The sequence below is a fragment of the Streptacidiphilus carbonis genome (assembly GCF_000787775.1).
GTDB classification, from domain to species: Bacteria; Actinomycetota; Actinomycetes; order Streptomycetales; family Streptomycetaceae; genus Streptacidiphilus; species Streptacidiphilus carbonis.
Genome location: NZ_BBPM01000043.1, coordinates 49,438 through 69,251, shown reverse-complemented (window position 1 = coordinate 69,251; position 19,814 = coordinate 49,438). Strand labels below are relative to the sequence as shown.

17 protein-coding genes, 1 tRNA gene and 2 pseudogenes are annotated in these 19,814 nt (G+C 70.4%); 8 read left to right on the top strand and 12 right to left on the bottom strand.

Annotation, left to right across the window (positions count from 1 at the left end):
• The first annotated feature begins 69 nt into the window (after positions 1 to 69).
• Positions 70 to 154, top strand: a tRNA-Ser gene (locus TR46_RS27505).
• Positions 155 to 218: 64 nt separating this feature from the next.
• Here the strand turns inward: TR46_RS27505 and TR46_RS27500 are convergent.
• The 5 genes and pseudogenes from TR46_RS27500 to TR46_RS27485 form a co-directional block, all read right to left on the bottom strand.
• Positions 219 to 1,170, bottom strand: a pseudogene (locus tag TR46_RS27500) (tyrosine-type recombinase/integrase); the annotation flags it as partial.
• A gap of 8 nt (positions 1,171 to 1,178) precedes the next feature.
• Positions 1,179 to 2,600: a hypothetical protein gene (locus TR46_RS27495; protein WP_152626700.1), complete on the bottom strand. Its 1,422-nt coding sequence runs from the start codon at positions 2,598 to 2,600 to the stop codon at positions 1,179 to 1,181.
• Positions 2,601 to 3,293: 693 nt separating this feature from the next.
• Positions 3,294 to 4,199, bottom strand: coding sequence for an alpha/beta hydrolase (locus tag TR46_RS27490; protein ID WP_042406170.1), 906 nt, complete (start codon positions 4,197 to 4,199; stop codon positions 3,294 to 3,296).
• 123 nt (positions 4,200 to 4,322) lie between these two features.
• Positions 4,323 to 5,189: pseudogene (locus tag TR46_RS39950) on the bottom strand (MalY/PatB family protein); the annotation flags it as partial.
• A gap of 345 nt (positions 5,190 to 5,534) precedes the next feature.
• Positions 5,535 to 6,719, bottom strand: coding sequence for an MFS transporter (locus TR46_RS27485; protein WP_042406146.1), 1,185 nt, complete (start codon positions 6,717 to 6,719; stop codon positions 5,535 to 5,537).
• Positions 6,720 to 6,837: 118 nt separating this feature from the next.
• On the opposite strand from TR46_RS27485, the gene TR46_RS27480 reads away from it, so the two are divergent.
• Positions 6,838 to 7,680 carry a helix-turn-helix transcriptional regulator gene (locus tag TR46_RS27480; RefSeq protein ID WP_042406144.1) on the top strand — a complete coding sequence of 281 codons (843 nt, stop codon included), beginning with the start codon at positions 6,838 to 6,840 and terminating at the stop codon, positions 7,678 to 7,680.
• Positions 7,681 to 7,738: 58 nt separating this feature from the next.
• Positions 7,739 to 7,873 carry a hypothetical protein gene (locus tag TR46_RS45140; protein ID WP_269084279.1) on the top strand — a complete coding sequence of 45 codons (135 nt, stop codon included), beginning with the start codon at positions 7,739 to 7,741 and terminating at the stop codon, positions 7,871 to 7,873.
• 184 nt (positions 7,874 to 8,057) lie between these two features.
• Here the strand turns inward: TR46_RS45140 and TR46_RS27475 are convergent, their stop codons facing one another.
• The gene (locus tag TR46_RS27475; protein ID WP_236655535.1) at positions 8,058 to 9,254 is read right to left on the bottom strand and encodes a replication-associated recombination protein A; all 1,197 of its coding nucleotides are present in this window, start codon (positions 9,252 to 9,254) and stop codon (positions 8,058 to 8,060) included.
• A gap of 134 nt (positions 9,255 to 9,388) precedes the next feature.
• The gene (locus tag TR46_RS27470) at positions 9,389 to 10,348 is read right to left on the bottom strand and encodes a GlxA family transcriptional regulator (RefSeq protein WP_042406142.1); all 960 of its coding nucleotides are present in this window, start codon (positions 10,346 to 10,348) and stop codon (positions 9,389 to 9,391) included.
• 113 nt (positions 10,349 to 10,461) lie between these two features.
• On the opposite strand from TR46_RS27470, the gene TR46_RS27465 reads away from it, so the two are divergent.
• Positions 10,462 to 10,761, top strand: coding sequence for a putative quinol monooxygenase (locus TR46_RS27465; protein ID WP_042406140.1), 300 nt, complete (start codon positions 10,462 to 10,464; stop codon positions 10,759 to 10,761).
• Positions 10,762 to 10,780: 19 nt separating this feature from the next.
• Here TR46_RS27465 and TR46_RS27460 read toward each other — a convergent pair whose 3' ends face one another.
• From TR46_RS27460 to TR46_RS27450, 3 genes are all read right to left on the bottom strand, one after another.
• Entirely contained in the window at positions 10,781 to 11,515 is a 735-nt protein-coding gene (locus tag TR46_RS27460) for a helix-turn-helix transcriptional regulator (protein WP_042406138.1), read from the bottom strand.
• Positions 11,516 to 11,651: 136 nt separating this feature from the next.
• Complete coding sequence (locus tag TR46_RS27455; RefSeq protein ID WP_042406136.1) at positions 11,652 to 12,716, bottom strand: class I SAM-dependent methyltransferase; 1,065 nt, start codon at positions 12,714 to 12,716, stop codon at positions 11,652 to 11,654.
• Positions 12,717 to 12,881: 165 nt separating this feature from the next.
• Positions 12,882 to 13,367 (bottom strand): MarR family winged helix-turn-helix transcriptional regulator, encoded by a 486-nt coding sequence (locus tag TR46_RS27450; protein WP_042406135.1) that lies wholly within the window; start codon positions 13,365 to 13,367, stop codon positions 12,882 to 12,884.
• A 174-nt stretch (positions 13,368 to 13,541) separates the two neighbouring features.
• On the opposite strand from TR46_RS27450, the gene TR46_RS27445 reads away from it, so the two are divergent.
• From TR46_RS27445 to TR46_RS27435, 3 genes are all read left to right on the top strand, one after another.
• On the top strand, positions 13,542 to 13,943 hold the full coding sequence (locus tag TR46_RS27445) for a VOC family protein (RefSeq protein ID WP_042406134.1): 402 nt from the start codon (positions 13,542 to 13,544) through the stop codon (positions 13,941 to 13,943).
• A gap of 29 nt (positions 13,944 to 13,972) precedes the next feature.
• Positions 13,973 to 15,004, top strand: a complete 1,032-nt coding sequence (locus TR46_RS27440; protein WP_052433136.1) for a hypothetical protein — start codon at positions 13,973 to 13,975, stop codon at positions 15,002 to 15,004.
• A 216-nt stretch (positions 15,005 to 15,220) separates the two neighbouring features.
• The gene (locus tag TR46_RS27435) at positions 15,221 to 17,191 is read left to right on the top strand and encodes a potassium transporter Kup (RefSeq protein WP_042406132.1); all 1,971 of its coding nucleotides are present in this window, start codon (positions 15,221 to 15,223) and stop codon (positions 17,189 to 17,191) included.
• A gap of 53 nt (positions 17,192 to 17,244) precedes the next feature.
• On the opposite strand, the gene TR46_RS27430 is transcribed toward TR46_RS27435, so the two are convergent.
• Positions 17,245 to 17,703, bottom strand: a complete 459-nt coding sequence (locus TR46_RS27430; protein ID WP_052433135.1) for a class A beta-lactamase — start codon at positions 17,701 to 17,703, stop codon at positions 17,245 to 17,247.
• Between the two features lie 420 nt (positions 17,704 to 18,123).
• Between TR46_RS27430 and TR46_RS27425 the strand changes: the two genes are divergently transcribed.
• Positions 18,124 to 18,750: a DUF1707 SHOCT-like domain-containing protein gene (locus TR46_RS27425; protein ID WP_042406129.1), complete on the top strand. Its 627-nt coding sequence runs from the start codon at positions 18,124 to 18,126 to the stop codon at positions 18,748 to 18,750.
• A 39-nt stretch (positions 18,751 to 18,789) separates the two neighbouring features.
• Here TR46_RS27425 and TR46_RS27420 read toward each other — a convergent pair whose 3' ends face one another.
• Positions 18,790 to 19,452 carry a DUF4097 family beta strand repeat-containing protein gene (locus tag TR46_RS27420; protein ID WP_042406127.1) on the bottom strand — a complete coding sequence of 221 codons (663 nt, stop codon included), beginning with the start codon at positions 19,450 to 19,452 and terminating at the stop codon, positions 18,790 to 18,792.
• Positions 19,453 to 19,814 lie beyond the last annotated feature (362 nt).

Below are 19,814 nucleotides of genomic sequence, written 5' to 3'. Positions count from 1 at the left end.
CCCGAGCCCCAGGTCAGCCCCGCGAATCATGTGCGCGAGCACCCCCAAACGTCTAGTAAGCTCTCCCACGGAGGATTCGCCTAGTGGCCTAGGGCGCACGCTTGGAAAGCGTGTTGGGGGCAACCCCTCACGAGTTCGAATCTCGTATCCTCCGCACCCGCCCATCTGGGCAGACGTAGGGCCCGACCGCATCGCGGTCGGGCCCTACGTCGTTGTCCTCATGCCTCGTTGTCCTGGTTTTTGTCCACAGCGGGCGTTTCGGGTTGCCCCCAGATGGCTTCGGCGATCTTCCGAGCAACGTCTTTGAGCATGGCGTCCGGCACATGGAGGTACCGGGCCCGCATGCTCGCGGAAGTGCCCGGCTCCCATCCCACGATCTGATCGATGACTCGGGCTGGGACACCCAGCAGCATGAGCACGGTGGCTGCCGTATGCCGAGCATCATGCAGCCGGCCGTCCCGGACCCCTGCGTCATCGAGTAGCCGCTTCCAGTCGTGGTAGTCCGTGTTCGGGCTCAGCGGGCCACCCAGCGGCTTGGTAAACACGTAGTCCGACTCAGTCCAGAGATCACCTGCCGTCTTACGCTCGCGCGCTTGCGTCTCGGCATGGGCACGGAGCATCGAGACCAGTGGGCCAGGCAGGGGTACTGCGCGCCTGCCCGCGCGGGATTTCATGTTCTTGGTCTCGCGCCGGACCTGGACCCTTTCGCGGCAGTACCCGGCCTTACGACCACACCGCGCAGCGTCCGGGCAGCCGTGCTCGTACTTGGGGCGCAGCCGGTTTCGACGCAGCTTCAGGTATTCGTTGTCCAGGTCGACATCCGACCAGCGCAGTCCGAGCGTCTCGCCCTGTCGCAGTCCGAGCGCCAGCGCCAGCATCCAACGGGCGCTGTTCCGACGCTTGTTGGCTTCGAGGAGCAGGCGCTGGACCTCCTCCACGGAGTAGGGCTCCACCTCGGATTCGTCCTCTTCCATCCGTGGTTGCTTCGCCAGCGCGGCAGCATTCTTCGCCGCGTGGCCGCGCCGCAGCGCCTCCCCCAGGGCGGTACGGGCGCTCCAAGCGGTCAAGGCGGTGCCGGCCGATGCCGGGCACGAGGTGAACCCGAACCGCGACCTCGTATCCGTCGTAAGTGTTCTCACTGACGGCCGGCTTGGCGATGTTCTCAACCCAGCGGGTCGTTACACGCGCGCGTTCTCGAAGTAGCCCGAGATGTCGAGGATCAGGTCCGTGCCCCCGCCGCTCGCGTTGTAGATCGCAATCCAGCCGTTGAGCTGGCTCGGGCTGACGGAGGCGCCCCTGGCGACCGTCTGTCCGGTGGTCCAGTTGAGGTTCGAGGTGCCCGGCCTGGGCGCCCCGTAGGTGTAGAGGTTCAGATAGCTGGCGGACCTGGTGTTCGTGACCGTCGCATTCATCTGGACCGCCGCGACGGGCATGGCCCACTCGCCGAGGTTGAGGTCATACTCGATCCCGTTCGCGATCTGGCCCTGGCCGTCTTGCCGGCTGTCGAAGACCCGGCTCGGCGCGATCGGCACGAACGCCGTCGAGGCGAAGTTCATCGAAGCCGAGTAGTAGCCGACGATGTCCACCACGAGGTCCACAGAGCCCGTGGTGCCCAGAGCGGCGGTCAGGTCGATTTTGCCGTCCGCCGCCACCGGCACGACCGCGTTGTTCGAGACGATCTGCCCCTTGCCGAAGTTCACGTTGGACGTGCCCGGCTGGCTCGCGCCGTCGGCGTACGTTGTGACGAAGCCGGCGTTGGTCGCGTTGACGACGGTGATGTTGACCGCGGCAGCCGTCATCTCCCCGGCCGGTGGCAGGTACGTGTCGCCGAGCGCCACCAGGAGTTTGACGGTGCCGCCGCTGGAGACAGCGCCCTTCGGGGCGCCTGTGCCGTTGCGGGTGTCGAGGAGGCGCTGCGGCGTGGCGGGCTGGTAGAGGTTAGGGGCCGTACGCGAGTAGTAGCCGCTGATATCGGCGATCAGGTTGATCGTGCCGCCCTTGTCGGCGACGTAGACGTAGCCGTCGCTGCCCACGGGCACGGTGACGAGGTTCGCGACGATCTGACCTGCGGCGTAGTTGAGGCTCGAAGAGTTGGGCACCGAAGTGCCGTCGTCGCTCGGGTACGCCGTGACGAATCCGGCTGCCGAGACCGGGACGGCCGTCAAGTTCAGCACAACCGCTGTCACGCCGTTCGACGGCACCGGCCCGGAGCCCTCGACCCGCAGCTTGACGATCGAGTTCGGTGCCACGCTGCCCTTGGCCGCACCGGTGCCGTTGCGGGTGTCCAGGAGCCGGGTCGGCGTCACCGCGGAGTACGCCGAACCGAGCGTGTTCACCTCGACGGAAGCGGTGGCCGTCGCACCGTTGCTGTCGGTCACGGTGTCGGTGACCAGGTAGGAACCCGGAAGGATGTAGTCGAAGCGGCCTGTGTCAGTGTCGCCGTCAGTCAGGCTCCAACTAATGGGACTCTCATTCGCAGAGTCGTTGATATGGTCCGACGTGGCGCTGTTCGAGGCCACGGTGGCCCCGGCGGTGCTGTCCGAGAACACGCTCTTGATCGTGAATCCCAGCGCGCTGGACTGGGTCAGCGTCAGCGTCACATGCGCCGGGGAGGATCCTGTCGACGCCGCCGTGTACGTCTGGTAGTTCGACGAGGCCACAGGTCCGGTCGCGTTGATCCACTGCTGCGGCACGCTGGCCGCCGTCGCCGGGCCAGACGCCCCGACCAGTCCCATGCCGACGACCATGCTGAGAACCAGTCCGCAGCGTGCCGTGCCAGCCCGTTTAATCAAGGTATCCGCCTCTAGGCAGCCAGTGAGTTCGAGCGGATTGTAGTACTACAGCCGCACCCTTCTGCGATCGGCTTTGACCATGGGACCCAAGCGGGGCGGGAACGCGTCACGTCGGCGCTTGTCGGCTGCGGTCCGGTGAGCGATACGCCAGTGATGCGCGGTCAGAGCGTGCCCGTCGCTGGGGAAATTGCCAGGTCTGCGGTTGCTGCGGATGTCGTACGAGTCCAGCGAAGGACGAGGGATGGCGGGGCCACGGGCATCGGATGTTGTCCTGTGTCTTTGTCCTTGCGCTGACGGGCGCCCGAGTTCACCGCTGTACGCCTACCCTGCGTGAGCTGCCGCGTGAACGGCCATGGATCGCGCTGGACGGCCGGGCGGACAGTTGGAGAGCGTGTTAGGGGCAACCACTCACGAGTTCGAATCTCGTATCCTCCGCAGGGAGAAGGCCCGCGCTGGGAAACCAGTGCGGGCCTTCTGCGTTGATACCGTTCCTGAGAGGCGTCAGGCGAGGGCGCCTCGGAGGAAGTCGAGGATCTCCGTCCGGGCGGCATCGGCGTCGGGCGCCACCCCCGGCATGCTGAGGAAGGCGTGACCGGCGCCTGCGTATTCGGTCAGCCGGACAGGTGTCCCGGCTGCTCGCAGTCGTTCGGAAAAGCGGCGGCCGTGATCGGCCAGTGGGTCGTGGGTCGGCACGATCACCAGCGCCGGGGCGAGACCGGTGAGGTCGTCGGCGTGCAGTGGCGAGAGTGCTCGGGCGTCGGTTCCCGGAGGGATGGCGAGCCGACGGATCAGCTGCAGTTGCGGCACGGTGAGAGTCGGGCTGTCAGCGTGCCGGATGACCGAGGCGTGATCGAGCATGGTGTCGGTCATGTCGACGACGGGGTTGACCAGTACCTGCGCCCGCAGGCGCAGGCCGGCCTCCTTGACTCGGAGGGCGGTCAGGGTGGTGATCAATGCTCCGCAGCTCTCGCCGAAGACGGCGGTGCGCGCCGCGTCGATGCCCAGATCGGACGCGTGACGCACCAGGTGACGCAGTGCCTCCCAAGCGTCGTCGGCGGCGGCCGACAGTGGTGTGTCCGGTGCGACGAGCCGGTGTTCGACCGATACGACGAGTGCATGCAGTCGGGTGGCGAGTCGACTGTTGACCCAGTCGCTCTGCACCGCCGTACCCACGAACCCTCCGCCATGCACGTGGAGCACGAGGGGTAGGGCCTGATCAGCGGGACTGCTGCCCTGCCCCGGGGTCGGCCGGTAGATCCGCACTGCCAGACCGCGGTCGGGCAGCGGGAGCTCCTGCCACTCGATCGAGGCGCCGGGATCCGGTATCCCGGTGATCGCCTGCATCGCGGGCGATGCGCGCCTGCGGTTCTCCACGTCGCGGTAGACGGCCAGGTCCTCGGCGGACATCGCAAGCCAGTCAGGCTCGCCTCCCAACGCCTGGTGCCGCAACCGATTGCCCGCTGGCCGCTGGTGCGTGCCCCTGGACCTGCTCTCGCCTGTCGGGGATACCGCTGCGGCTATCCGCTGCACAGCCTCGACGACCAGCTCCGGATGCGTCGCGAAGTTGAGCCGGACGAATCCGTGCCCGGAACCGGGCTCTCCCGGCTGTAGGGGCGGGCTGAACCGGGGGCCCGAGGAAACGCCGACCCTGGCTCTGTCCAGGAGCCGTTCGGCCGGGTCCTCAGGCAAGCCGAACGCGCGGAAGTCGAGCCAGGCCGTAAACCCTGCATCGGGGGGCTGATAGCCGACAGTGGGGAGCCGGCGGCCCAGCTCCTCGGCGAGCAGCAGCCGGTTGCCGTCGAGAGCGCGGACCACGTCGTCCAGCCAGCGCTCGCCGTCGGCGAACGCGGCCTCGGAGGCCAGCACCCCGAACAAGCCCGCGCCTTCTGCGAGATCCTCGTCCATGGCGGCGACCGTCGCGCGCGCATCGGGGCCGGGCACCGCCAGCGCGGCCTTGAGTCCAGCGAGGTTCCACGCCTTCGAGGCTGACACGAGGCTGACCGAACGAGCGGCGGCCGGCCGGTCGAGGGACGGGAACGGGATGTGGCGTCGCACGGCCGGGTGGACGAGCGGTGCGAGGATTTCGTCCACGACGACCTGGACGTCGTGGGCTTCTGCGAGGTCGGCTACCGCTGACAGCTCGTCAAGGGTGAACACCGTCCCCGTCGGGTTGTGCGGGTTGCACAGCAGCAACGCCTTTGCTCCTGCGGCGAAGGCGAGTTCCAGGCCGTCCAGGTCGAGCCGGTATCCATCGGGGCCCGGTATCAGCGGGTTGGTTGCCAGACGCAGGCCGATCCGTTCCAACTGCGAGAAGTAGGGTGGGTAGCCGGGGACGTTCACCACGACAGTGTCGCCGGGGCGGGTGGCCGCACGCAGGACCTCGGCGATGCCGGACATGACGTCAGGTACCAGCCGCATGTCCTTCGGAGCCGGGTGCCAGCCGTAGCGTCGGCCGGCGAAGGCGGCGAAGAGGTCGGGCAGGCGGCCAGGCGTTGCGTATCCGGTGTCGCCGTCGGATACCGCGCGGATCAGCACCTCGGCGATCGGCTCGGCGAGCGGAGTGTCCATCTCGGCGATGCGCATCGGCAGGACGTCCGGCGGGAATTCGGTCCACTTCACGCTGCGGCGGCGGCGCAGTCCGGCGAGCGAGTACCAGGTGAGCGGGGACTTCGTGCTGATCGGCATGTCTGTGCTTGCCTTTCGGATCCGGGAGTATCGCGACCGGGGAGTCAGCCCCCGGCACTAGTCACGGGCGGTGAAGCGGCGCCGGGCGACCACGACTGCGACGGTCAGCGGAACGGTCGCGGCGGCGGCCAGGCCGAAGATCGCCCCGAACTGCGCGTGCTCGGCCGGTGCGCCACCGAGTGCGGCCCCGAGGGCGCTGCCGACGAACAGCGCGGCGACGTAGAACGAGACCGCCGTCCCACGTGCCTCGGGCACCACCGACGTCGCCCACGCCTGGAGCGTCGAGTGCAGGAATGCCCAGCCTGCGCCCAGCAACGCGGCCAAGAGCGCGAAGGTCCACAGCGCTGGCACCGCGGCTGCCGCGGTGTAACCGGTGGCCACGAAGCCGCCGCCTATCGCGGCCAGGCCGTGCGGCGGGATCCGGTGTGTCAGCGCCTTGACCGCGCGGGCGAAGGCCAGCGTGGCCGCGCCGTACACCGCTGTGATCGCCCCGGCTGCGGCACCGGACAGGCCACGGTGTTCCAGGGCCGGGGCCACGAAGGTCAGGCCGCCGAGCAGAATGGCTCCCTCAACCGCGCCGAGCATCACGACCACGTACGTGAAGCGGGCCCGAAGCACGGCGGCGACCTGCGTGACCAGCCCGTCGACCGGTGCGCGCAGCGGCTCGGGTGTGCCGCGGAGCGCGACGGCGGCCACCAAGGCGGCGATCGCCGGCATGGCGAAGACCAGGCGCCAGCTCAGCCAGTTGCCGATCGCCCCGGCAACCAGGGCAGCCAGTCCGCTGCCGAGTCCGAGCGCGGCCATGAGGTCGGCGAGTGCGGCCTGCCTCCGCCGAGGCGCCACCGCGTCGCCGACGAAGCTCAGCGAGGAGGGCACCACCGCGCCGAAGGCGAACCCGGCGAGGACGCGGAGCGTGGCGAGCGTGGACAGGTCCGGCGCCACCGCCGAGGCCAGTCCGGCCAGCGCGGCTACCGTCAGCCCGGCGCGGATCGTGCGCAGCCGCCCGATCCGGTCGGACAGGACACCCCACACCGGCTGAGACAGGCCGTAGGCGAGGGCATAACCGCCCGCGATGGACACTGCCGAGGCCAGCGGGACGTGCAGGGCGACGGCGAGGGTCACCAGGATCGGGGTGACGGCGAACCGGTCGAAGTTGGCGGTGAAAGCGGCGGCGGTGAGCGGGAACGGGACCCGGGTGTCCGGGAGGGCGGCTGGCTCGGCCGGTCGTGTAACCGTACTCATGATCCCATCGTGGAGGCGCCGCGGGCCCGCCTCGGTCGCCAAGCACTGACGGATCATCCTGTGAGCAGAAGTAACCGGCTGAGCGGCGAGCGCCAGCGGCCATAGGCTTGGGTTCACCATGGACGACCGTGAAGTTCAGCGCCGCGCGGCGCTCGGCGCCTTCCTGCGCTCGCGACGGGAGCGCCTGGCCCCTGGCGAGGTCGGCCTGATCGGCGGACCGCGGCGCAGGACGCCCGGGCTGCGGCGCGAGGAGGTCGCGTTGCTGTCCGGTGTCAGCGTGTCCTGGTACTCGTGGCTTGAGCAGGGACGCCCGATCGCGGCCTCCAGTCAGGTGCTCGACGCGCTGGCCACCACTCTGCGTCTGACCGGAGCCGAACGACGTCACGTGTTTGAACTCGCCGGCGAGAGCGACTCCGGTCCAGGCGCGGCGGCCGAAGGCTGCCCCGCCGTGGGCGACCACCTTCGGGCCACGGTTGCCGCATTGGCCCCGAACCCCGCCTGCCTCCTGGACCGGCACTGGGATGTCCTCGCCCACAACGAGGCCGAGGCTGCCCTGTACGGCGGCCTTGACGAACTGCCGGTGAAGCGCCGCAACATGATCTGGCTGTACTTCGGCTGGCAGCCGATCCGCACCGTACTGAAGAACTGGGAGTCGGAGTCGTGGGCGGTTCTGGCACAGTTTCGCGCCTCCGCCGACCGCCACCCGGGCGATCCGCGTTTCGCCGAGATCGTCGGTGATGTCTCCACCGTCGACCCCGGATTCGCCGCGCGCTGGGAGCGCCACGACGTGGCGGGCTTCACCCCGGCGCTGAAGCGCTTCGACCATCCGCAGCTGGGACTGCTGACCTTCCGGCAGGCGAAACTGATCGCCGCCGAGGACCCGGACCTGCACCTCGTCGCGCGCTATCCGGCGGATCCCACCACGCGTCGGGCACTGGAGGAAGCAGAGTCAGCCGGGTGAGCGGCAGTTCGACGACGAGCCGGTCCCCGTCTCCTGCTGCTTCCTCTCCTGGATCGCAGTGAGCACGGACAACCAGGCCGGCGTCATGGAGACGCTGGGCCTGTCCGACGGGTTCCCGGTGCCCAGCGGCCTGCTTGCCCCCACCGACTACGGCCGCCGCCTCGGTGCTCCCTGCGGAGCCCTGCGCCTGTAGCAGTCGCGGCTGCCATACGCCCAACTCCTGCGGCCGTGGCGGACTGCCCGGGCCGGGCTCAGTCGCCGTCGCTCCGACGCTGTTCGCGCAGGGCGGCCCAACGTTCGAGGCGCTCGCTGACCTGGGCCTCGTAGCCGTTGCCGGTCGGCTGGTAGAACGCCTCGCGGTCCATACCGTCGGGGAATTAGTCGGCGCCGGAGAAGCCGTCGGCGGTGTCGGGGTCGTACTGGTAGCTCTCGCCGTAGCCGAGGTTCCTCATCAGCCCGGTGGGGGCGTTGAGGATGTGCGCCGGCGGCATCAGCGAGCCGGTCTGCCGGGCACGCCGACGGGCGGCGCCGAAGCCGCGGTGGACGGCGACGGACTTGGGGGCGGTGGCCAGGTAGACGACGGCCTGCGCGACGGCGAGCTCGCCCTCGGGGGAGCCGAGCCGCTGGTAGACGTCCCAGGCGGCCAGGGCCTGCTGCACCGCTTGGGGGTCGGCCATGCCGATGTCCTCGGTCGCGAAGCGCACCAGACGGCGGGCGACGTAGAGCGGATCCTCACCGCCGTCGAGCATCCGGGCGAGCCAGTACAGGGCCGCGTCCGGGTCGGAGCCGCGCATCGACTTGTGCAGCGCGGAGATCAGGTTGTAGTGGCTGTCCTGTGCCTTGTCGTACTGCGGCGCGCGCTGCTGGACCTGCCGGGTGAGCGCGGCGACGTCCAGCGGTGCCGTGTCGTCGGGCAGGGCCTGGAGTTGTTCGACGATGTTGAGCAGGTAGCGGCCGTCGCCGTCCGCCATCGCCCGCAGTGCCTGGCGGGCGTCGGCGGTGAGCGGCAGTCCGCGTCCGGTGACGGCTTCGGCGCGGGCGGTCAGCGTCTCCAGTGCGGCGTCGTCGAGCCGCCTCAGGACGTAGACCTGGCAGCGGGACAGCAGCGCGCCGTTGAGTTCGAAGCTGGGGTTCTCGGTGGTCGCCCCGACCAGGACCACGGTGCCGTCCTCGACGTAGGGCAGGAAGCTGTCCTGCTGGGCGCGGTTGAAGCGGTGAACCTCGTCGACGAACAGCAGCGTGCCCTGGCCGATCTCGCGCCTGCGGCCGGCGGCTTGGAACACCTTCCTGAGGTCGGCGACGCCCGAGAACGTCGCCGACAGCGGCTCGAAGACCAGGTGCGTCCGCTCGGCCAGCAGCCGGGCGATCGTGGTCTTCCCGCACCCGGGCGGACCCCACAGGATCATCGAGACCAGCCGCTGCTGGGCGACCATGCGCCCGATCGGGCCCTCGGACGCCAGCAGGTGCTCCTGGCCGACGACCTCACCGAGGGTCTGCGGGCGCAGCCGGTCCGCCAGCGGACGCAGCGCTTCCTCGTCGCCGTACAGCGGCAGCGCGGGTACGTCACGGTCCATCAGGCAGTCCTTCGGGCTGGGGTGCGGGTGCGTCGAGTCACGAATCGGAGCAGTACCGGGTCGGCCCCCGGCCGGGCGTTCCATCGTCAGTGTACGCAGCATGTAGGACAGCGGATGTCCACAATGCCCGGGCGTCAGTTGGGGCGGTGCTGGGCGGCGGATTTGCCGGTGCGTTCGCGGAGCAGGATGCGGAGGGTGTTGGCGCTCTCGTAGCCGACGCGGCGGGCGATGGCCTCGATCGTCGCGTCGGTGCTGCGCAGGAGGTGGGTGGCCTGTTCCACGCGGAGGTCCTGGACGAAGCGGACGGGTGGGATGCCGAGGACGGCCCGGGTGGTGCGTTGCAGGGTGCGTTCGCTGACCCCGACCGCGGCGGCAGCGTCCCTGACGCTGAACGGCTCGTGCAGGTGGGCACGGGCCCAGCGCTCGAACGCGGCGACGGTGGGGTCGCACGCGGCCAGGGTGGCCGCCATGGTGTGCGCGGCCTGGGAGGGTCGTTCGTCGATGACGAGGTAGTTGGCGACCAGGTCGCTCAGCGCGGGACTGCGTCCGCGGATCAGGGTCAGCCCCAGGTCTACGTGGCCGAAGGCCGCGCCGGCGGTCGTGATGCCGTCGCAACTGGTCACCATCTGCTGCTGATCGAGCGTCACCAGCGGGTACCGGCACCGGAACAGCGGAGCGAGCCACCAGGTGGTGGTGGCTCGGAGGCCGTCCAGGACGCCCGCCTCGGCGAGCAGGAAGCTTCCGGCGCAGGCGGTGGCGATCGGGGTGCGCCGGGAGCGGGCCCGGACGATCGACTCCCGGGCCGGGGCGGTGCGAGGGCCCGACAGGTGGGCCACCAGCTCGTCGGGGCGCCGCTCCGCCACGCCGGGGATGAGCAGCAGGTCGCAGTCCTCGACCTGGGCGACGGGCGCGGCGGTGACCCGGTGTCCCGCGCCCGTGCGCACCGTGCGGGTGAAGCCGACCGTGCTCACCTGCCAGGCAGGCGGAGGCTGGGGCAGTCGGGTTCGCAGCGTGTTGGCGCAGCGCAGGATGTCGAGGACGGCGGCGAGACCGGAGTCGAAGACCCCGTCGAGGACGAGCACGGCGACACGCATGGCGGAAACGGTATCGAATGCGCCGGATCCGGCACTCCCCACCCATGGGCGCGGCCCCTAGCGTCGTGGTGGTCGGCGGTCGCCGGCCCCGGTCGACGAGGTAGGAGCAGCGCATGCCCCAGGTGGGATTCCGGGTCCGGATCGAGGCCAGGCCCGACTACGCCGCCGAGGTGGAGGCCGCGCTGGTGAATGCCCTCGACCTGGCCCGCGCCGAGCAGGGCACGGTCACCTGGTTCGCCTTCAAGGAGGGCCCGACGGTGTTCGGGATCTTCGACACCTTCGACGACGAGGAGGGCCGCGCCGCGCACTTCGACGGAAGGATCGCCGACGTCCTGAAGGAGATCGGCCCGAGGATGTTCGCGGCCGCCCCGGAGGTCCACCGGACGGATCTGCTGGCGGTCAAGCTCCCCTGAACGGGTCTCGACGGCCCGGTCAGGATCGCCGGGACGCTGCGAGCCAGGTCGTCGCCGCGTCCACCCTGCCGTGCACCCGGAGTTTCGCGTAGGCGTGCTCCAGGTGCTTGTCCACGGTGCGCGCCGACACCTGAAGACGGCGGGAGATCTGCTGGTCCGTCAGACCCTGGGCGAGCAGGTCGAGGACGGCCGCCTCGCGGGCCGTGACCCCGGCCGGCATCGGCAACGGCGGGGCGATGCGCTCCAGGGCATGGGTCAGCCTGGCTCGGAGCAAGGACGCCCAGGCCACGTCGGCGTCCGCGAAGTCGCTGCTGCTGCGGTTGACCGCCAGGCATACCGTGCGCCGCCCGGAACGGGCGTGACCGGCCGGGAAGGCCATGGCGAGCTGGTATTCGGCGCCCACTGGGCCCAGCACCTCCGCATAGGTGGCGAGCCGGTGGTACTCGGTGAGGGACTGCAGGTCGGAGCGGCGCAGGGGAACGCCACTGCCCGTGTCGGTGTGGCGGAAGAGGGGGTCCGACGCCGCGTGCAGGTAGAAGGAGTGCACGGCGTCGGGGCCGAAGAGGCCGGCCGGGGTGGCGATCGGCCGGCGACCGGTCGGGGTGCGCACCGACCAGGTGAGGGTGTCTCCCGGGACTGCCTGGAGCAGCATCGGGAGGAGGACCGGGAGGAGCGTCTCCTCGTCGACGGCATCAAGCAGGAGGTCGATGACTGCGAGAATGCGCCGCAGTCCGGCCCCCTCGGACGGGGCCACACCTGGAGCGTGCGCCGCCGGGGAGGGCAGGTCAAATCGGGCTGCAGGCCAAACCGCCTGCGGGCCGACCCGCGTGCGGGTAAGGCCGCCTGCGGGCCGGCCGGCTGCCGCAGCGGCGGCCGCCCGGCGAGGCGGGCTACCGGCTCACTGCGTACACCCGGTTGACCGGGCTCTCGGCGGCGAGCCTCCAGTGGTGGAGCCCGGCGTCGTCCGCGAGGTCGCGCAGGGCGGCTTCACCGGCGTGGTTGCCCATGCTCTGCGGCCCGTGCTGGGCCAGCGCGGCGGGCAGGCAGACGGCGACCGAGGCGGAGACCACCGCGCGACCGATGGGGTTGATGTTCTCCTGCACGTCGGCCGAGACATTGGGCTCGACGATCATGCAGCTGCCGTCCTCGGCCAGACTCTGCTGTGCGTGCGTGAGAGCGCTGCCGGGGTCGCCCATGTCGTGCAGGCAGTCGAAGAAGGTGATCAGGTCGTACCCGTCGCCAGGGAAGTCCTGGGCGGTGGCGACGTCGAACCGTACTCGATCACTCACTCCCTGCTCCTCGGCGATCTTCCGTGCCGCCTCGATCGAGGGCTGGTGGAAGTCGAATCCGTGGAAGTGCGACTCCGGGTAGGCCTGTGCCATCAGCATGGTGGAGTAGCCGTATCCGCAGCCGATGTCGGCCACCTCGGCGCCCCGCTCCAGCTTGCCGACCGTCCCGTTCATCGCGGGCAGCCACTCGGAGACGAGGGCACCGGAGTAGCCGGGGCGGAAGAACTTGGCAGTACCCGCGAACAAGGCGGCGCTGTGCTCCTCCCAGCCCACGCCCTCACCCGTGCGGAACGCCTCCATCAGTGCGTCCTCGCTCCCGTAGAGGGCCTGCATCATGGTCAGGAATCCGGCGGCGTACGTGGGCGCGGTCGGGTCGGCCAGTACCGCCGCGTTCTCGTCCGGCAGCAGATATGCGTCCTCGTCGGCGATGTAGCGCACGTACTGGCCCGCCACCTGGGCGGCCAGCCACTCCGTGACGTACCGCTCCACGAGCCCGGTCTTCTCCGCGAGTTGCGCGGAGGTGAGCGGACCGGCCCCGGCCATCGCCGTATAGAGGCCCAACCGGTCGCCGAGGGAGGTGCACAGTCCTGCGACCGCAGCACCGGCGTCCGTCACGACCTGCCCCAGGAACTCCATCACCTTGTCCTCGTCCACGGCCGTGGCCATGGCAAACACCTCTTCCCCGATCCTCGATCCCCGATTCCCGGGCGTCGATTCCCCGATCGCCTCGTTCCGGGTGCCCCCAGTCCAGCAGGCGTCGCACGCCCCGGGCCATACGGGATTCTCCGTATGCCCCAGGTCGACCGGGATCCGGCGCGTGCAGGACGCCGGTCAGCCGTCCAGGCTGCGGTCGCCCGGGTCGATGGCGTGCATGACGCGTCGGCCGATCTCGCGCAGTTGGCGGGACTGGGCCTTGGTCAACGGGTCGAAGACCAGGCGGCGGACCTCGGCGACGTGGCCGGGTGCGGCTTCGGCCAGCTTGGTCCCGCCCTCGTCGGTCAGCACCGCCAGGGTGTAGCGGCCGTCCTCCGGATCGGGGGTGCGGTGGACCCAGCCGCGCCGCTCGAGCCGGGCGACCACTTGGGACAGGCGCGGCAGCGAACCCTCGGTCAGCGTCGCCAGCGCGCTCATCCGCAGGGTGCGGCCGGGCACCTGGGACAGCTTGGCCAGCACCTGGTACTCGAAGTGGCTGATCCCGGCGTCCCGGCGCAACTGCGCATCGAGCGCGGACGGCAGCCTGATCAGGGTGCTGGCCAGAGCGGTCCAGGCCTGACTCTCCTCGGGGTCGAGCCAACGGGGCTCCTGCGGGACGTCCATGACACCAGAATAGCTTAAGCGTTGAAGTCATTCGTCAGTCGAATGACTTGCATCGTGAAGTGATGCAGAGGTAGCTTCAGTTAACGGTTTAACCGAAGAGCGCTGCGGGCGACCCCGTCGCCCGTCCTGGACAGCTCTGCCGGACCCCGATACCAAGCAGAAGAGGAAGCAAGCATGACCACCTCTGTCATCGGCCTCAGCATCGACGCCGCCGACGCCGCCGCCCTCGCCGCGTTCTGGTCGGAGGTCCTCCACCGTCCGGTCAATCCGGGCGCGACCACCGAGAGCGCCGCGATCGACGCCGCCGACCCGGCCCAGGGCCCGAAGCTCGCCTTCTGGAAGGTCCCGGAGCGGAAGTCGGTCAAGAACCGCCTCCACCTCGACCTGTGGACCGACGAGTTCGAGGCCGAGAGCAAGCGGCTGACCGGCCTCGGCGCCGTACCCGTCGCCGAGGCCGAGAAGCCGGGGGTCCGCTGGACCACCTTCGCCGACCCGCAGGGCAACGAGTTCGACCTGATCGCCTCCCTTCCCGCAGAGCCCACAGAGCCCGCGGGGCCCACAGGGCCCGCTGCATGACCGGCCGCGCCGACGACAAGGAATCACCGATGGACCACGCTGATCAGCAGCAGGGAACGACGACCAGGCGCGCGCTGCTCCGCGCCGGGGCCATGGCCGGGACGACCGCGGCCCTCGGCACCGCCGGGGTCCTGGCGGCCGGAACGGCGAGTGCGGCCCCAACGGCGGGCAACAGGGGCCGGGGACTGCCCTACCCGCCCGAGGTCACGGACACCTCGCACTGCAGCCCCGAGGTCGCCGCCATCCTCCGCGGCTGCTTCGCCGCCAAGAGCAGGCACGACGCCGCCGGATTCATGTCCTACTTCTCCAGGGCGAACACCTGCTACATCGACGCCTCCCTGGGCGTCGCCATGCGCGACTGGCAGACGCTGAACGACTTCTTCACCCCCTACCTGCCGAGCCGGCCCGCGGACGCGGTCTCCTATCCGCTGCGCATCGTCGGCGACGCACGCAGCGCCGCAGTCGAGTTCGTCGACACCCCCTCGTTCTTCGGCAACGAGTTGCGGGCGCTCTCCACCGTCACCTTCGACCGCCACCGCAAGGTCGTCCGCTGGGTCGACTACTGGGACGGCCGCAGTTCCCTCTCCCCGAACACCGTCGCCGCCGACTACCCCACCGACTTCGACGACCCCCGGCAGAACGCGGACCCCGCCGTCGTCCGGGCCGCCCAGGCGCTGCAGGCCGCGTTCGCGGCGGGCGACGCCGCTGCGGCCGTCGCCCTGATGTCCTACGACGTGGTCCATGAGGACATGGCCGCGCACACCCGCATCCGCGGCGCGGCCCAGGCCCAGCGCTACTACACCCGGGCGCTCGGGCAGCTCCCCTACGGCCCGGGGGCCGCCCTGGTCCACGCCGAGGGCAGCCCCCAGGGCGGCGGCTACGAGTGGTCGGCCGCTCCGGGCGCCACCCCGATGCGGCGCGGCCACACCTGCCTCGAACTCGACGCCGCCGGCCGGATCAGCCGGCTGACCGCCGTCTACGACGCGAGCCTCCTCGGCAACGCCGCCTACCAGTCCCTGGTCGGCCTCGCCGCGGAAGCGCCCCAGCCTGCGAACACGTGATCGCAGGCCGTGATCCCATGCCGTGATCGCAGGCCGGGCGCCGCGAGCTCCCGACCGGGGCCTGAACCACCGGGCCGGTGACGGCGGGACACGGAAGGGGCGCGGGACGCCCTGGGCGACGCCCGGGGGCGCGCGGTGGGTATCGTCCGCCACAGTGCATCCGACCTGACGAACGCCTGACCTGGTGTTCGTCAGCCGCCGCTGAGGAGGACCACCATGGCCGAGGACCGGCAGGGAACCGTGCCGGACACCGGCCCCGGGGGCGAGCCGCCGCAGGCCGGGCACTCGACCCCGCGTGGCGTCCTGCGCCTCGGGCTGACCGTCGCCGCGCTGGGCGTCGTCTTCGGCGACCTGGGGACCAGTCCGATCTACACACTGCAGACCGTGTTCGACCCGAAGGACCCGCACCCCGTCCCGGTCACCACGCAGAACGTGTACGGGGTGGTGTCGCTGGTGTTCTGGTCGGTGGTGTTCATCGTCTGGATCACCTACGTCCTGCTGGCGATGCGCGCCGACAACGACGGCGAGGGCGGCATCATGGCGCTGATCACCCTGGTGCGGCGCTGGGGCTCGCAACGGGGCCGACGGGCCGCCGCCGTGCTGGCCGGGCTGGGCATCTTCGGCGCCTCGCTGTTCTTCGGCGACAGCATGATCACCCCGGCGATCTCGGTGCTGTCCGCGGTCGAGGGGATGAAGGTCGTCCAGCCCTCGCTGGGGAGCGCCGTGGTGCCGGTCACCGCGCTGATCATCGTGGTGCTGTTCCTGGTTCAGCGCAGGGGGACCGCGGCGGTCGGGCGGGTGTTCGGGCCGGTCATGATCCTCTGGTTCACGGCCATCGGCGCCTGCGGGATCGCCGGGATCGCCGACCACCCGTCCATCCTCCGGGCGCTGTCCCCGACTTATGCCCTGACCTTCCTGGTGGGCCACTTCGGCACCGCCTTCTTCGCCCTGGCCGCGGTCGTGCTCGCGGTCACCGGCGCCGAGGCGCTCTACGCCGACATGGGCCACTTCGGCCGCCGGCCGATCACCCGGGCCTGGATGTTCGTGGTCTTCCCCGCCTGCGTCCTGAGCTACCTCGGCCAGGGGGCGCTGATCCTCGCCGACCGGTCCAACGTCAGCAGCCCGTTCTTCCTGCTGGTGCCCGGCTGGGGACGGGTGGCGATGGTGGTGCTCGCCACGGCCGCCACCGTCATCGCCTCCCAGGCCGTGATCACGGGCGCGTACTCGGTCGCCTACCAGGCCGCCCAGCTCGGCTACCTCCCCCGGCTGCGGATCGCGCACACCTCCGAGTCCACCATCGGCCAGATCTACGTCCCGTGGATCAACTGGCTGCTGATGGTCTCCGTGCTGACCCTGGTCTTCGCCTTCCGCAGCTCGGCCGCGCTGGCTTTCGCCTTCGGCATGGCCGTCACCGGGACCATCACCATCACCACCCTGCTGTTCTTCTACGTCGCCCGCGCGAAATGGGGCACGCCGAAGTGGGTGGTGGGCGTCGGGGCCGCAGTGCTGCTGACGGTGGATCTGCTGTTCTTCGCCGCCAACCTGACCAAGCTCGTCCACGGTGCGTGGCTGCCGCTGCTGATCGGCCTGTCGGCGTTCACGGTCATGACGACCTGGCAGCGCGGACGTCAACTGGTCACCCAGGAGCGGGAGCGGCGCGAGGGCCCGCTGCGCGAGTTCGTCGACCGCCTCCGCAGCGGGGAGGTCGCGACCTCGCGGGTCCCGGGCACGGCCGTCTTCCTCAACCGGGGCCTGCAGACCACGCCGCTGGCCCTGCGGGCCAACGTCGAGCACAACCATGTACGGCACGACCAGATCGTCATCCTCTCCATCGAGACCGAGACGGTGCCGCGCGTCCCCGCCGACGAGCGGATCGTCGTGGACCACCTCGGCTACGCCGACGACGGGATCGTGCACGTCGCCGCCCGGTTCGGCTACATGGAGACCCTGGACGTGCCCGGCGCACTGGCGATGCTCGATCCGGCCCAGACCGAAGGACCGCTGCAGCCCGACCGGGCGTCCTACTTCCTGTCGACGATCGAGCTGCGGCGCGGGAAGGCCCCGACGATGGCGCCCTGGCGCAAGCGGCTGTTCATCGCCACCTCCTACATCACCGCCGACGCCGCCGAGTACTTCGGCCTCCCCCGCGACCGCACGGTCATCATGGGTTCGCACATCGAGGTGTAGCCGTGGTGCGCCGACTGCGGACTCCCGTTGCGGACACTCGTTGCGGACACCCGTCAGCGGCCGAGTGCGGCCAGGGCGGCCCTGGTGGCGTCCGCGATCAGGGCGTCGTAGGAGGACGCGCCCGCGGTGAGCAGCAGGTTCGCGGCGGTGTTGTCGCTGTAGTCCAGCGCCGCCGCGATGAGGTCGCGCACGCTCATCCCGGTGCCCACGTGCTTCGACGTGATCGGCGAGTACGGGGCCAGGTCCGAGGCGCGGTAGCTGACGACGTGGTCGAGCTGCGCGTCCGTGTCCCGCTTGAGCAGGATCCCGGCGGCGAGGGCCTTGTAGGTCGAAGCGAAGGCGAATCGCTCGTCCGCCCGGTAGGTGACGGTGCGTCCGTTCGCGGTGTCCAGCACATGGACGCCGAGCCGGGCGTGGTAACGGCGCTCGATCGCGGCGAAGGCCTTCGTCTGCGCCGCCAGGGTCTGCGAGGGCTCCGGGGCGGTTGCCGCCGCCGCGGTGGTGGATGCCACGCCGGTCGCTACGGCCCCGTGACTCGCCGCGCATCCGCCCAGGAGAGCCGATACCAGCACGAGAGGCGCTGTGAGCTTGGCCGTTCGAGAGGTCGAGGAAGGCATGACTGGCAGCCTGCCGCGCCCCACTCATCCGGTCAAAGACGGAATCAATGATGTACATGCTGTTTCGGTATCTGATCGCCCGCCATGGATTTCGTAGGTGTGCGCCGCGTGTTCATGCACGTGGGAGAGCGCGGCAGCGTCACGCTGGGTGCCGCGGCGGCCCGGGTGCCGCAGTCCGTGGCGAGCCGCCGGTCGTCGTGCTGCTGGTCGGGGCCTGGTCCGGGGCCCAAATCGCGCTATAGCGTTGGTGCCTGGACGCACTGCCGGCTGCGGTCACGCGAAGGCCCTCGACGGAGCAGGACGGAAGACGGAAGCATGGGACCAGAGATCTCGCCCACCGGGAAGGGCTCCCGCCCCGTCCCGTCGCCCGAGTTGCGGGCCTCTCATGCGGACCGGGACCGGGTGGTGGAGGTGCTGCGGGTCGGGGCCGGCGACGGGCGGCTGACGGCGGCCGAGCTGGACGAGCGTCTGGAGGCGGCTCTGGAGGCGCGGACCCTCAGCGAACTCGCAGCGCTCACGGCCGACCTGCCGCCCGTGGCGGCCTCGACCGGCGCGGCCGTGGCGGATGTCAAGGACGTGCTCCGGATCGACCAGAAGTTCAGTCCGGTCGAACGGGTCGGGGGCTGGGTGGTTCCGCGGAGACTGGTGCTCGCCACGCAGTTCTGCAAGGTGACGCTCGACTTCACCCAGGCGGTGATCACTCAGGACACCCTGCGGATCGACATGGAGATGAACGGCGGGAATCTGACGCTGATCACCAGGCCGGGTGTCGTGGTCAATGCCGACGCCCTGAACCTGGAGTTCAGCAAGGTCAAGTTCCGTGGGGCACCGGACCCCGATGCGCCGGTCGCGCTGCGGGTGGAGCTGGTCGGCAAGAAGTCCTTCGGGCGCATCACCGTGCGGAACACCAGGCGGACCATCGGCCGGCGGCTGCCGCGCTGACCACGCGTCAGGCCGCCGGCGGATGCCGGGACCGCCACGTCAGAGGGTGTGGGCGGTGATGTCGCCGTTGCTGGTGGTGGCGTGGATGGCGAGTCCGGTGGTGCCGTCGTTCTTGAGGCTGTTGCTGATGCGGCCGTGGGGGGTGGCGGCGTCCAGGGAGGCGGAGACGCCGGGGGCGACGCCCACGGTGACGCTGCCGGACTGGGTCTCCAGGGTCAGGGTGCCGCTGCCGGCTTCGGTGATGCGGATGTCGCCGCGGGCGGTGCGGATCTGGGCGGAGCCGGTGAGGCGACCGACCTCGACGTCGCCGTCCACAGCGGTCAGCTGCAGGCCGGCGGCCTGGCCGATGGAGATCTCGCGGTAGGCGCCCTCGAAGGCGACGTCGCCCAGCGGGCCGGTGGTGCGCAGCTCGGCGGCAGCCGTTGTGGCCTGCAGGTGCGAGCCGGCGGGCAGGTTGACGGTGACCTGGAGGGCTCCGGTGGAGCCCAGGTTGTGGTTCGTGTCCGGGCCGGTGATCCGCAGGACCCCGTCGGTGTAGTCGACGGTCGTGCGCTGGGCCGCCTTGAGATCGCGGGTCCTGTCGGGGTTGGCGGGGAGGACCTCCACGGTGGTGGTGGCCTGGTCGGTGGCGAGGAGCTCGATGCGGCCGGCGGGGATGTCCAGGACGGCGGTGATGGGGGCGGTGGTGGCGAACGTCTGCATGGTGTTCTCCGTCGACTCGTGCGGCTTGCCGCCGCTCTGTGTTTCTTACAACGGAAAAGCTACGTTGCCTTCGTGCATATGGCAACAGCCTTGTTGCGTCAAATCACTATCATCGCAGGCCAAGTCGGCAATTTCGTTGCAACAGTGTTGGCGCGCAAGCAACGCCAGCCCATCCGAGTGTTGCAATGGAACGGATGTGAACGCTATGCCTGCACCGCCGGAGCCGGAGGCCCGATCGGGCTTGCCGGGTCCGGGGGTCAGGCGCGGGGGCCTCCTCCCAGCGCTGAGGTCCGGTCCCGGACCACGGTCGACCCGATCGCGGACGCGTCGGGGCGTCGGGGCGTCGGGGCGTCGCCGAGACA